The following is a 12,650-nucleotide window of genomic DNA, read 5'->3' as shown; positions in this document are numbered from 1 at the left end:
GCTCAGGCCGGCCGGGCTTCCCTTGCCATCCGGCGGCGGGCGACCCGCTGGCGGATGGCCTCGACATCGGTCACCGGCGTCGCGTTGAACAGTTGCTGCGTATAGGGATGGGTCGGGTTGGCAAAAATCTGGTCGCGCGTGCCCTGCTCGACCGCCTCGCCGTTCGAGATCACCATCACCTCGTCGGCGATATAGCGCACCACCGACAGGTCGTGACTGACGAAGACATAGGTCAGTTCCAGTTCATCCTGCAGATCCGCCAGCAGGTTCAGGACCTGCGCCTGAACCGACAGATCCAGCGCCGAGACCGGCTCGTCCAGCACCAGAAGCGACGGGTTCAGCATCAGCGCGCGCGCGATGGCGATGCGCTGGCGCTGGCCGCCCGAGAACATGTGCGGATAGCGGTTGTAATGCTCGGGCAGCAGCCCGACCTTCTGCAGCATCGCCTCTGCCCGGTCGCGGCGTTCGGCGGCGGGCGTATCGGTGTTGATGACCAGCGGCTCGGTCAGCACATTGCCGATCTTCTGGCGCGGGTTCAGGCTGCCGTAAGGGTTCTGGAACACCATCTGCACCTTCGAGCGCAGGGCGGAATCGGGGCGGCGCTTGCCGATATCGACGGGCAGGCCGTCCAGCAGCAACTCTCCTCCCGAGGGCGCGTCGATCAGCGCGATGATCCGCGCCAGTGTCGATTTACCCGAGCCGCTTTCACCGACGATGGCCAGTGTCTTGCCTTTCGGGACAGCGAAATCGACGCCTTTCAGCGCCCGCACGGTCCTGGCCTTGGCCAGAATGCCACCGGGGACGTGGTAATCCTGAACGATGGCGCGACCTTCCACCACGGCGGTCATCGGCTGGCCTCCTGTTCGAAATAGTCCGAAACGGTCGGCAGGCGATCCCCCTCGGCATGTTCGGGCAGGGCCGACAGAAGCGCGCGGGTATAGGCGTGCTTCGGCGCCTCGAAGAGGCTCAGCACATCGGCCTCCTCCATCTTCTTGCCCTTGTATTGCACGACGACCCGGTCGGCGGTTTCGGCCACCACGCCCATGTCATGCGTGATCAGGATCAGCGCCATGTCATAGTCATCCTGCAGCTTCAGCAGCAGGTCGAGGATCTGCTTCTGGATGGTCACATCCAGTGCCGTGGTCGGCTCATCGGCGATCAGCAGGCGCGGGTTGGAGGCAAGCGCAATGGCGATCATCACCCGCTGACACTGGCCGCCCGACATCTGATGCGGATAGGCCTTCAGCTTTTCCTCGGGCGCGGGAATGCCCACCGCCTGAAACAGTTCCAGCGCCCGGGCGCGGGCCTGACCGCGGGACATGCGCAGGTTCAGGCGCAGCACCTCCTCGATCTGGAAGCCGACGGTGAAGGACGGGTTCAGCGAGGCGATGGGCTCCTGAAAGATCATGGTGATCTCGCGTCCGATCAGCTTGCGGCGCAGCGCCGGCGACATGTCGCGGATGTCCTGCCCGTCATAGGTCATCTCGTCGGCGGTGATGGTCGCGGTGTCGGGCAGGAGCCCCATCACCGCCAGCATCGACACCGACTTTCCGGACCCCGATTCACCGACGATGGCCAGAACCTCGCCCCGGTCCACGGAAACGTCGATGCCGTCAACGGCGGTAAAGCTGCCGGTCGCGGTGGCGAAGCGGACCGTAAGATTGCGGATGTTCAGCAGGGGCATCGGTCAACTCCGCTTCAGTTTCGGGTCCAGGGCATCGCGCAAGCCGTCGCCCATCAGGTTGATGGCCAGCACCGAGACCAGAATAGCGAGGCCAGGGAAGGTCACGACCCACCAGGCGCGCAGGATGAACTCGCGCGCCTCGGCCAGCATGGTGCCCCATTCCGGCGCCGGTGGCTGTGCGCCCATGCCCAGAAAGCCGAGCGCCGCCGAGTCGAGCACGGCCGAGGAAAACGACAGCGTCGCCTGAACGATCAGCGGAGCAAGGCAATTGGGCAGGATGGTCTTCAGCATCAGCCGCAGGTTGCCGGCCCCGGCGACCCGTGCGGCGGTCACATATTCGCGGCGCATCTCGCTCATTACGGCGGCACGGGTCAGGCGGGCGAAATGCGGCTGATAGACGATGGCGATGGCGATCATCGCATTGGTCAGCCCCGGCCCCAGCACGGCGACCAGCACCAGCGCCAGAAGCAGCGAGGGGAAGGCCAGGATGATATCCATGATCCGCATGATCAGGTTGTCGATCCAGCCGCCGAAGAACCCGGCGACAAGCCCGATGACGATCCCGCCGACCAGCGCAATCGAGACGACGACGATGCCGATGAACAGCGAATACTGCGCGCCGAAGATCAGCCGCGAAAGGATGTCGCGCCCGACCGCATCGGTGCCGAGGATAAAGCCTGCGCGCCCGCCCTCCTGCCAGATCGGCGGCACCAGCAGGGCGTCGCGATACTGCATCGTCGGGCTGTGGGGGGCCAGTATCGATGCGAAGACCGCGACCAGAACCAGCAGGACGAACACGGCCAGACCAAGCACGGCCCCCCGGTTCTGACTGAAATAGAACCAGAACTCGGCCAGCATGCGGCGGCGGATCGCCGCATCCGACAGTCTGACCGGCGCCTTGGTATCGGGTGTATCGGTCATTTCACGCGGATCCTCGGATTGATCAGGCCATAGGTCAGGTCCACCAGCAGGTTCACCATCATCACCAGCGCGGCGATCAGCAGCAGGCCGGACTGGACCACCGGATAATCGCGGCGGGAAATGGAATCGATCATCCATTTGCCGATACCTGGCCAGGAAAAGATCGTCTCGGTCAGGATGGCGCCGGCCATCAGCACGCCGATCTGCAGGCCGATGGTGGTGACGACCGGGATCATCGCATTGCGCAGCGCATGCACCCCGATCACCCGGCGCTGCGGCATGCCCTTGGCGCGGGCGGTGCGGACATAATCCTCGCCCATCACCTCCAGCATGGCGGATCGCGTCTGACGGGCGATCACGGCCAGCGGGATCGTCGCCAGCACGATCGAGGGCAGGATCAGATGGCTGACCGCCGATCCGAACGCGCCCTCCTGTCCGGACAGCAGGCTGTCGATCAGCATGAAGCCGGTCGCATTGGGGAAATAGTACATGAGGCTGATGCGCCCGCTGACCGGAGTCCAACCCAGCATCCCCGAGAAGAAGATGATCAGCAGCAGCCCCCACCAGAAGATCGGCATCGAAAACCCGACCAGCGCCGTGGTCATCGAGATCTGGTCGAACCAGCTGCCGCGCTTGATGGCCGCCAGCACGCCCACGGGCACGCCGATCAGCGTGGCGATGATGATGGCGCACAGTCCCAGTTCCAGCGTGGCCGGAAACAGGGCCAGAAACTCATCCAGCACAGGTTTTTTCGTGACCAGCGAATTGCCGAAATCGCCCTGCAGAAGCCGTCCGAGGAAATCGAGATACTGCATCGGCAGCGACTTGTCATAACCAAGCTGGGCGGTCAGTTCCGCATGCCGTTCCGGCGTCACACCGCGCTCGCCCGCCATCAGCAGAACCGGATCGCCCGGAAGGATCCGCACCAGGCCGAAGGCGATGATGGTGATGCCCAGAAATGTCGGAATCAGGAACAGAAGCTTGGAAAGGATGAAGCGGACCATATGCCCTTGTCCTTTGAAGAACGCGCGGAGAACCTGCCTCCGCGCGCCCGGTTTCGGTTCGATCGCACCCGATCACTCGGCGATATCGACGGTCTCGAAGGTGAAATCGCCTAGGGGGCTCATCACGAAGCCAGAGACATTGGCGGCCATCGGCACATATTGGGTCGAATGGGCGATGGTGTACCAGGGCGCCTGATCCTTGAAGATCACCTGCGCCTGCTCATAAAGCGCGGTCCGCTCGGCCGGATCGGCGGTCACCTTGGCGTCCTTCAGAAGCTGCGAGAATTCCTCGTTGCACCAGAAGGCACGGTTTGCCCCGCCCTCGCCGGCGCTGTCGCAGGACAGCAGCACCTGCAGGAAGTTGTCGGGATCGCCGTTGTCGCCGGTCCAGCCCAGGATCACGGCGCCTTCGCGCCCCGATTCCATCGACTTGGCCAGATATTCGCCCCATTCATAGGATATGATCTCGACATTGACGCCGACCTTGGACAGGTCTTCCTGCATCAGTTCGGCCGTGCGGCGTGCGTTCGGCATATAGGGTCGCTGCACCGGCATCGCCCAGATCTGCATGGCCAGATCGGACACGCCCTCTTCCGCCAGCATCGCCTTGGCGGCCTCGGGATCATAAGGATCGTCCGCGATCGCGTCGTTATAGGACCACATGGTCGGCGGAATCGGGTTCTTGGCCGGCTCGGCCGCGCCCTGGAACACCGCATCGACGATCGCCTGCTTGTTGATCGCCATGTTCAGCGCCTTGCGGACCTTGGGATTGTCGAAGGGCGCGACGGTGGTGTTATAGGCCAGATAGCCCACGTTCAGACCGGCCTGTTCGTCCAGCTTCAGATTGCCGTCGGCGCGGATCGCCTCGATATCGGCGGGCGCCGGATAGGGCATCAGATGGCATTCGCCGGCCTTCAGCTTCTGCAGGCGCACGGCGGCATCCGGGGTGATAGCAAAGACCAGATCGTCGATCAGCGGCGCCGTGCCCCAGTAATCGGCGTTCTTCTGATAGCGGATCACCGCGTCCTTCTGATAGGCCACGAACTTGAACGGCCCGGTGCCGATCGGCGCGTTGTTCAGGTCCTCCATCGTGCCCGCCGCTTCCAGCGTATCGGCATATTCCTTGGACACGATCGAGGCGAAGGGCATGGCGATATTGGCCAGGAAGGGCGCCTCGGGCGAGTTCAGCGTGATCTTGACGGTATAGTCGTCAATCTTCTCGATCGACTTCACCAGTTCCGGCATCGACATCGAGGTATAGTATTCATAGCTGACCCCCGGGATGTACTGATGCCACGGGTGATCGGCCTGACCCTGACGCTGGAACGAGAAGATGACGTCATCGGCGTTGAAGTCGCGGGTCGGGGTGAAGCTGTCATTGGAATGGAATTTCACGCCCTGACGCAGCTTGAAGGTGTATTCGGTTCCGTCCTCGGACACTTCCCAGCTTTCGGCCAGGCCCGGCTCGACCTCGGTCGTGCCCTTCTTGAACTCGGTCAGCCGGTTATAGACCGGATGGGCCGAGGCGTCGAAGGTGCCGCCGGCGGTGTAGGGCGCGGGGTCGAACCCTTCGGGCGAGGCTTCCGAGCAATAGACGAATGTCTTGGCTTCTGCCGCGAAGGCGCTGATCGCCAGCGCCGAAACGGCCAGCAGGCTGTGGGAAAGCAGTTTCATGGGGTTGGTCCTCTTACTCTCTGTTGTCGTCATTTTATCGTCCGGACCCATCGGGATTCCGGCGTTTGTGGTACAGGCCGAAAGGGTGGCAGGAAAACACCGGGCCTGCAATGGAGATCAAGGAAAAGCCCCGAGGGGGAGGCCGTCCGGCCTGACCCGGCGCCGAAAAAGGCCGTCAGGCCCGGCGGGCAAAGGCGGCCAGGACCACGCGCTCGGATTCCATCAGATAGTCCTGCAGCAGAGTCGCGGCGGCGGTGCCGTGCCCCTGTTCCAGCCGGTCGACGATGGTCCGGTTTCTGGCGATGAAGGGCTGATGCAGCAGTTCCGGATTGTCCAGCAGGCCGAAGGCGAGGCGCAGTTCCGCCGCAATCTGGGTGAAGAAGATGAGCAGGCGCGGACTGTCGGTCAGCGCGATGATGGCGCCGTGGAAATCCATGTTCGCGCTGCCGACGCCGCGCCAGTCGCCCGCGGCCGCCAGCGTCTGCGCGCGTTCCACCGCCTGCCGCATCCGGGCGACCGCCTCGTGCCGCGGCCAGGCGCCGGACAGCGCCGGGATCTCGATCAGGCGGCGGATCCGGTAGATGTCGAGGATCGAGGCCATCGACGGGACCGCCACGAAAACCCCGCGATTGGGCTTGTGCTGCAAAAGCCCCTCGCGCGTCAGCAGGCGGAACACCTCACGAAGTGTATTGCGGGATACGTCCAGCCGCTCGGCAAGCTGTGCCTCCGACAGGCGATGGCCCGGGGCGAACTCGCCCCCGATGATCATCTCGCGCAATGCCCCGGCCGTCTGTTCGGTCAGGCTGTCCGGGCTGTCGAATATCCGCTTTTCAATGCTCATCTTCCGCCGCGTCCTGACCAGTCGACACCAGTTTCCGGGCCGTGATTCGTTGCGTGAACCTGTCGCAAGCCCCTGTATCCACCATAGCATCAGGGATCAGAACGCAGTGTTAAGGCAACCAGATTTCTCTTATATCTCAACAGTAAATAATGATTGTTGAACAATAATTACAGTATTGCCAGATAATAGTTGACGTAACGTCGGGCAATACGTCACAATCCGGTGACCAACAAGAAAATCAATCCGACAGGAGCGTTAACCGATGGCTGAATCCATCTCGACCTCTCCGACGGGCAACGCCGCAGCCCGCGGCGGTTTCCTGGCGGCGATCTTCCTCATGGCCACATCCGCGGTCGGACCGGGCTTCATCACCCAGACGGCCACTTTCACCGCCACGCTCGGCTCGGCCTTTGCCTTCGCGATCCTTGCCTCGATCGTGATCGATTTCGTGGTTCAGCTGAACATCTGGCGGATCACGGCGCTGACCCGCAGCAACGCGTCGGCCACCGCCAATGCGGCGATCCCCGGTGCGGGCTATCTGCTGGCGGTGCTGGTGATCATCGGCGGGCTGGCCTTCAATGTCGGCAATATCGCCGGCGCCGGGCTGGGCCTGAACGCGATGTTCGGGCTGGACCCCAAGATCGGCGGCGCGGCCTCGGCGCTGCTGGCCATCGCGATCTTCCTGTCGCGGCGCGCCGGTCTGCTGCTGGACCGCGCAATCATCGGGCTGGGCGTGCTGATGATCGGCATGGTGGTGATCGTGGCGCTGTCCTCGAACCCGCCGGTGGGCGAGGCCCTGCGCCAGTCGGTGCTGCCCGACGTGATCGATTTCCCGACCATCACCACCATCGTCGGCGGCACCGTCGGCGGCTATATCACCTATTCCGGCGCGCATCGCCTGCTGGACAAGGGTCTGGTCGGAGAGGAAAACCTCGCCGCCGTCACCCGCGCCTCGCTCAGCGGGATCGTCGTGACCGGGATCATGCGCTTTCTGCTGTTTCTGGCCATCCTGGGCGTCGTCGCCTCGGGCGTGACGCTGGACCTGTCCAGCCAGGTCGCCAACCCCGCCGCGCAGGCCTTCGCGGCCGTGCTGGGCGACTGGGGCATGCGCATCTTTGGCGTGGTGTTGTGGGCGGCGGCGCTGACCTCGGTGATCGGCGCGGCCTATACCTCGGTCAGCTTCTTCAGCGCCTTCGGCAAGATGACCGACCGCAGCCGCAGCATCGCCACGGTCGGGTTCATCACGGTGTCGCTGCTGGTCTATGTCTCGCTCGGGACGGCGCCGGCGGCGCTGCTGATCTTTGTCGGTGGTTTCAACGGCTTGATCCTGCCCATTGGCCTGACGATCTTTACCTATGTCGGCTTCGCCCGCCCCGACCTGATGGGGGGCCATCGCTACAACCGGCCGCTGCTGATCGCCGCCGCGATCGTCTGCGCGCTGACTTGGTATATGGGCGCAAATTCGATCGGCGGGATCTTCGCGTTCCTGCAAGGCTAGGCACGAAAGCGGTGCGGGCCTTCGGGCCCGCCCCCGACCCGAGGGAGGATTTCATGACTTGCAGCATCGACCTGAACAGTGATCTGGGCGAGGGATATGGCGCCTGGAAGATGGGCGACGACACCACCATGCTGGATATCGTCAGCTCGGCCAATGTCGCCTGCGGCTTTCATGCCGGCGATCCGCTGACCATCCTTGACACGGTGCGCGCCGCCGCGGAACGCGGCGTGGCCATCGGGGCGCATGTCTCATATCCCGACCGGGTCGGTTTCGGCCGCCGCCCTATGGATGTCGCCCCGGCCGAACTGACCGCCGACGTGATCTATCAGATCGGCGCGCTTCAGGGCATCTGCGCGGCGGCAGGAACGCGGGTCAGCTATGTCAAGCCGCATGGCGCGCTTTACAACACCATCGCGCGCGACGCCAAACAGGGCGCCGCCGTGATCGAGGCGATCCGCGCCATCGACCCCTCGCTGGTGCTGATGGGGCTGGCGGGTGCACCGATCCTGGCGCAGGCCGCTGCGGCGGGACTGAGCACCGTGGCCGAGGCCTTCGCCGACCGCGCCTATACCGCCGGGGGCGAGCTGGTGTCGCGCCGCGAAGCCGGCGCCGTCCTGCATGATCCCAAGCTGATCGCGGAACGGATGCTGCGCCTTGCGACCGAAGGCGTGATCGAGGCCGCCGATGGCTCGGCCCTGCGCCTGCAGGCTGACAGCATCTGCGTCCATGGCGACAGCCCCGGCGCGGTCGCGATCGCCGCAGGCGTGCGCGACAGGCTGCGCGGCCATGGCGTCCTGATCGCGCCTTTTACCGCTGGGCAGCCATGAACAGGCGTCCTGATATCGGCAGCGCCCACATCGCCCGCCTGGCCTGCCGGCGGGACGCGCCGCGACCAACCGCGGGCATGGCCCCGGGTTTCACCCAATGCAACATGATCTCGCTACCGCGGGACTGGGCCTGGGATTTTCTGCTTTACGCGCAGCGCAACCCGAAACCCTGCCCGGTGCTGGACGTGACCGATCCCGGCAGCCATCGCAGCGCGCTGGCGCCCGATGCCGATCTGCGCACCGATATCCCGCTTTACCGGGTCTGGCGCGATGGAAAACTGGCCGAGGAAACCCCCGACGCGACCGCCGCCTGGGCCGAGCATCCCGATCTGGTCACATTCCTGATCGGCTGTTCCTTCACCTTCGAGACGCCGCTGCAACAGGCCGGAATCGAGATGCGCCACATCGCGCAGGGCCGCAATGTGCCGATGTTCCTGACCGATCGCGACTGTCGCCCCGCCGGGCGGCTGCACGGCAAGCTCGTGGTCTCGATGCGGCCCATCCCCGCCGGGCGTGTGGCCGAGGCGGTGACGATCTCGGGGCGCACCCCGGCCGTGCATGGCGCCCCGGTCCATATCAGCGCGCCCGAGGGGCTGGGCATCCGCGACCTCATGCGCCCCGATTTCGGCGATCCGGTCGATATCCGCCCGGGCGAGGTGCCGGTCTTCTGGGCCTGCGGCGTGACCCCGCAAGCGGCGCTGATGGCCTCCCGGCCGCCCTTCGCGATCACCCATGCGCCGGGTCATATGTTCATCACCGATATTCCCGACACGAACTGGCAGGTGTGACATGCGTTTTCTGCCGATTTCCCGCCGCAGCCTGCTGGTCGAGCTTGACGATCTGGAACAGACGCTGGCGCTGTTCGATGCCATGCGGGCCGATCCTGTGCCCGGCATCAGCGATATCATCCCCGCCGCCCGGACGCTGATGATCCGCACCGAAGTGGGCACCTTCGCGGATGCGGCGCTGGCCGGCGCAATCCTTGCCCGGCAGCCCGCGCCGGGCACCCTGCCCGACGCCCGGTCCGGCGAAACCGTCGAGCTGCCCGTCACCTATGACGGCGAGGACCTGCCCGAGGTAGCAAAGCTGATGGGCCTGACCGAGGCCGAGGTGATCGAGGCCCATCAGGGCGCGACATGGCAGGTGGCCTTTTGCGGCTTCGCGCCCGGATTTGCCTATATGTCGGGCGACGATCCACGTTTCGATCTGCCGCGCCGATCCTCTCCGCGCACGCGCATCCCGGCGGGCTCGGTGGCGCTGGCGGGCCGCTTCTGCGGCGTCTACCCGCAGGAGACGCCGGGCGGCTGGCAATTGCTGGGCCGGACCGAGGTGCCGATGTGGGACCTTGGCCGCGATCCGCCCGCGCTGTTGCAGCCCGGCATGCGCTGCCGTTTCGTGGCCCGGGGGGCAAAGGTCCACCCCGTGGCCGCGACAACCGCCCCGCGACCGGCCGCCGCCGAGGGGCTGCGCATCCTTGCCACGGCATTTCCCATCATCTTTCAGGATGAGGGGCGGCCGGGCCAGACCGGGCAAGGGGTTTCCGGCTCGGGCGCGATGGATATCGGCGCGCTGCGCCGCGCCAACCGCGCGGTCGGTAACCCCTCGAACGCGGCGGCGCTGGAAATCACCCTTGGCCCGGTGCGGCTGCGGACAGATTGCCCGATGGTGCTGGCCCTGACCGGCGCCGCGCAGGCCAGCATCGGCGGCCAGCCGGTCCCGACAGGCGCGGGTTTTGCGCTGGATGCGGGCGACGAGGTGCTGATCGCGCCGTCAGGGTCGGGGATGCGCAGCTATCTGGCGCTGCGCGGCGGCTTTGATGTCTCGCCCGTGCTGGGCTCCGCCGCGACCGATACGCTGGCCTTCATCGGGCCGGAGGCGCTGAAAGCGGGCGATGTGATCGCCCCGGCCGGCCGTCCCGTGATCGCGGCGGGCGAACCCGAGGCGCAGCCCGATCTGCCCGGACCCGGCGATCTGGTTGAACTGCCGGTCACGCTTGGCCCCCGCGCGGACTGGTTCACGCCCGAGACGATCCGCCATTTCCTGACCCAGGAATGGCTGGTGACACCGAAAAGCTCGCGCGTCGGCATCCGGCTGGAGGGCGAGAACCCGGTCACCCGCGAGGATACGCGCGAACTGCCCTCGGAAGGGACCGAAACCGGCGCGATCCAGATCCCGCATTCCGGCCAGCCGGTGCTGTTTCTGGCCGATCACCCGCTGACCGGCGGCTATCCGGTCATCGCCACGCTGCGCCCCGAGGCGCTGGACCTCGCCGGGCAGATCCCGCCCGGCGCCCGCATCCGCTTTGCCGCCGAGGCGCCCTTTGAACCCATCGAACCCGCGAGGCCCGCATGACCCTGTTTGCCGACTCCGCCGACCTTCGCCCAATCCGCCGCCTGCTGATCGCGAACCGCAGCGAAATCGCCGTGCGCGTGATCCGCGCCTGCCGCGATGAAGGGATCGAGACGGTCGCCATCTATGCCGACAGCGACCGCGACGCGATCTTCGTGCGCATGGCGGACCACGCCTATGCGCTTGGCGGCGACCGGCCCGCCGACACCTATCTGGACTCCTCCAAAATTATAGACATCGCCCGCAAGGCACAGGCCGACGCGATCCATCCGGGCTATGGCTTCCTGTCCGAACGCGCCGATTTCGCCGCCGCCGTGCAGGAGGCCGGGCTGATCTGGATCGGCCCCGACCCCAAGGTGATCGAGGCGCTTGGCGACAAGATCGAGGCCCGCCACATCGCCGAGGCGGTCGGCGCGCCACTGGTCGCCGGCACCCCCGGCCCGGTCGAAACCCCGGCCGCCGCGCTGGCCTTCGCCCGCGAACACGGGCTGCCCATCGCCATCAAGGCCGCCTTTGGCGGCGGCGGGCGCGGCATGAAGGTCGCCTGGCGGCTGGAAGAGGTCGAGGAACTGTTCGAAAGCGCCACCCGCGAGGCGCTGGCCGCCTTTGGCCGGGGCGAATGCTTCATCGAGCAGTTCCTCGACCGCCCGCGCCATGTCGAGGCGCAGGTGCTGGCCGACCGGCATGGCAATGTGAAGGTGATCGGCACCCGCGACTGCTCGCTCCAGCGCCGCAACCAGAAGCTGATCGAGGAGGCCCCGGCCCCCTTCCTGACCGACGAGCAGCGCGAGCGCATCCACGATTCCGCCCGCCGGATCTGCGCCCATGCCGGCTACAGCGGCGCCGGCACGGTCGAATACCTGCTGTCCGCGAATGGCACGATTTCCTTCCTTGAGGTGAACACGCGGTTACAGGTCGAACATCCGGTGACCGAGGAAACCACCGGCATCGACCTTGTGCGCGGCATGATCCGGGTGGCGCAGGGGGCAAGGCTGGCGGATGAGACCGTGCCCGCCCCGCGCGGCCATTCGATCGAGTTCCGCATCAATGCCGAGGACCCGGCGCGCGGCTTTCTGCCCACGCCCGGCCCGATCGAGCATTGGCAGGCGCCCTCGGGCCCCGGCATCCGCGTGGATAGCGGCGTGGCGCAGGGATCGGTCGTGCCGGGCAGCTTTGATTCGCTGATGGCCAAGCTGATCATCTCGGGCGCGACGCGGGCCGAGGCGCTGGAGCGCGCCACCCGCGCCCTGCGCGAATTCGAGATCGGCGGCGTGGCCTCGGTCCTGCCCTTTGACCGGGCGGTTCTGGCGCAGCCGGATTTCCGTGCCGAGCATGGCGATTTCCGCGTCCATACGCGCTGGATCGAGACCGATTTCGCGGATGATCTGGCCCGGGCGCTGGAGCCTCATGCCCGCGTGGCGGCCTCGGCCACGCCGGGTCTCATGCGCATCGCGGTCGAGATCGACGGCAAGCGGCACGAGTTGGGCCTGCCCACCAACCTGCTGGCGGCGATCCCGTCGGGCGGCGGTCCGGCCCAGATGGCAGCGCCCGATGAACCCGCCGATGAGGCCGGTGTGACCGCGCCGGTGCCCGGCACGCTGTCGATCTGGCAGGCCGGGGATGGCACAGAGGTCGAGGCCGGCCAGGTCATCGCCGTGATCGAGGCGATGAAGATGGAAACCCGCGTCGAGGCGCACCGCGCCGGCAAGCTGTCGCACAGGCGCGAGGCCGGCAGCATCGTAGGCATGGGCGAGGTCATAGCCAGGGTGGAGTGATCCAACGGCGAGGGTGCGGGCCGATTGACGGCTGAAGGCACCCCTTCGTCAGCCCAGTGAAAACCCCGGCGGCGGAT

At 66.1% G+C, this 12,650-nt stretch carries 11 protein-coding genes; 5 read left to right on the top strand and 6 right to left on the bottom strand.

Annotation, left to right across the window (positions count from 1 at the left end; all coding sequences use genetic code 11):
• Positions 1-2: 2 nt before the first annotated feature.
• From KNW02_RS11555 to KNW02_RS11530, 6 genes are all read right to left on the bottom strand, one after another.
• Positions 3-848 carry an ATP-binding cassette domain-containing protein gene (locus KNW02_RS11555; protein WP_216033426.1) on the bottom strand — a complete coding sequence of 282 codons (846 nt, stop codon included), beginning with the start codon at positions 846-848 and terminating at the stop codon, positions 3-5.
• Positions 845-1,684, bottom strand: a complete 840-nt coding sequence (locus KNW02_RS11550) for an ABC transporter ATP-binding protein (RefSeq protein ID WP_216033425.1) — start codon at positions 1,682-1,684, stop codon at positions 845-847. The genes KNW02_RS11555 and KNW02_RS11550 overlap by 4 nt, the downstream gene beginning before the upstream one ends.
• Positions 1,685-1,687: 3 nt before the next feature.
• Complete coding sequence (locus tag KNW02_RS11545) at positions 1,688-2,605, bottom strand: ABC transporter permease subunit (RefSeq protein ID WP_216033424.1); 918 nt, start codon at positions 2,603-2,605, stop codon at positions 1,688-1,690.
• A complete protein-coding gene (locus KNW02_RS11540; RefSeq protein WP_216033423.1) occupies positions 2,602-3,609 on the bottom strand; it encodes an ABC transporter permease subunit in 1,008 nt (335 codons plus the stop codon). The genes KNW02_RS11545 and KNW02_RS11540 overlap by 4 nt, the downstream gene beginning before the upstream one ends.
• A gap of 72 nt (positions 3,610-3,681) precedes the next feature.
• Entirely contained in the window at positions 3,682-5,283 is a 1,602-nt protein-coding gene (locus tag KNW02_RS11535) for an ABC transporter substrate-binding protein (protein WP_216033422.1), read from the bottom strand.
• Between the two features lie 175 nt (positions 5,284-5,458).
• Complete coding sequence (locus KNW02_RS11530) at positions 5,459-6,124, bottom strand: GntR family transcriptional regulator (protein ID WP_216033421.1); 666 nt, start codon at positions 6,122-6,124, stop codon at positions 5,459-5,461.
• Between the two features lie 262 nt (positions 6,125-6,386).
• Here KNW02_RS11530 and KNW02_RS11525 point away from each other — a divergent pair, with 262 nt between their 5' ends.
• From KNW02_RS11525 to KNW02_RS11505, 5 genes are read left to right on the top strand one after another with little or no spacing between them, the layout of a single operon-like run.
• Positions 6,387-7,622, top strand: coding sequence for an NRAMP family divalent metal transporter (locus KNW02_RS11525; RefSeq protein ID WP_216033420.1), 1,236 nt, complete (start codon positions 6,387-6,389; stop codon positions 7,620-7,622).
• A gap of 53 nt (positions 7,623-7,675) precedes the next feature.
• A complete protein-coding gene (locus tag KNW02_RS11520; RefSeq protein WP_216033419.1) occupies positions 7,676-8,449 on the top strand; it encodes a LamB/YcsF family protein in 774 nt (257 codons plus the stop codon).
• Positions 8,446-9,237: a putative hydro-lyase gene (locus tag KNW02_RS11515; protein ID WP_216033418.1), complete on the top strand. Its 792-nt coding sequence runs from the start codon at positions 8,446-8,448 to the stop codon at positions 9,235-9,237. The genes KNW02_RS11520 and KNW02_RS11515 overlap by 4 nt, the downstream gene beginning before the upstream one ends.
• Before the next feature lies 1 nt (position 9,238).
• A complete protein-coding gene (locus KNW02_RS11510; protein ID WP_216033417.1) occupies positions 9,239-10,801 on the top strand; it encodes a 5-oxoprolinase subunit B/C family protein in 1,563 nt (520 codons plus the stop codon).
• Positions 10,798-12,573 carry an ATP-binding protein gene (locus tag KNW02_RS11505; protein ID WP_216033416.1) on the top strand — a complete coding sequence of 592 codons (1,776 nt, stop codon included), beginning with the start codon at positions 10,798-10,800 and terminating at the stop codon, positions 12,571-12,573. The genes KNW02_RS11510 and KNW02_RS11505 overlap by 4 nt, the downstream gene beginning before the upstream one ends.
• The last annotated feature ends 77 nt before the right edge of the window (positions 12,574-12,650 follow it).

Origin of the sequence: Paracoccus marinaquae, from assembly GCF_018860165.1 — a bacterium.
In the GTDB taxonomy this organism is placed as follows: domain Bacteria; phylum Pseudomonadota; class Alphaproteobacteria; order Rhodobacterales; family Rhodobacteraceae; genus Paracoccus; species Paracoccus marinaquae.
The sequence above is the reverse complement of the archived record's forward strand: the minus strand, read 5'-3'. Positions and strand labels throughout refer to the sequence as shown.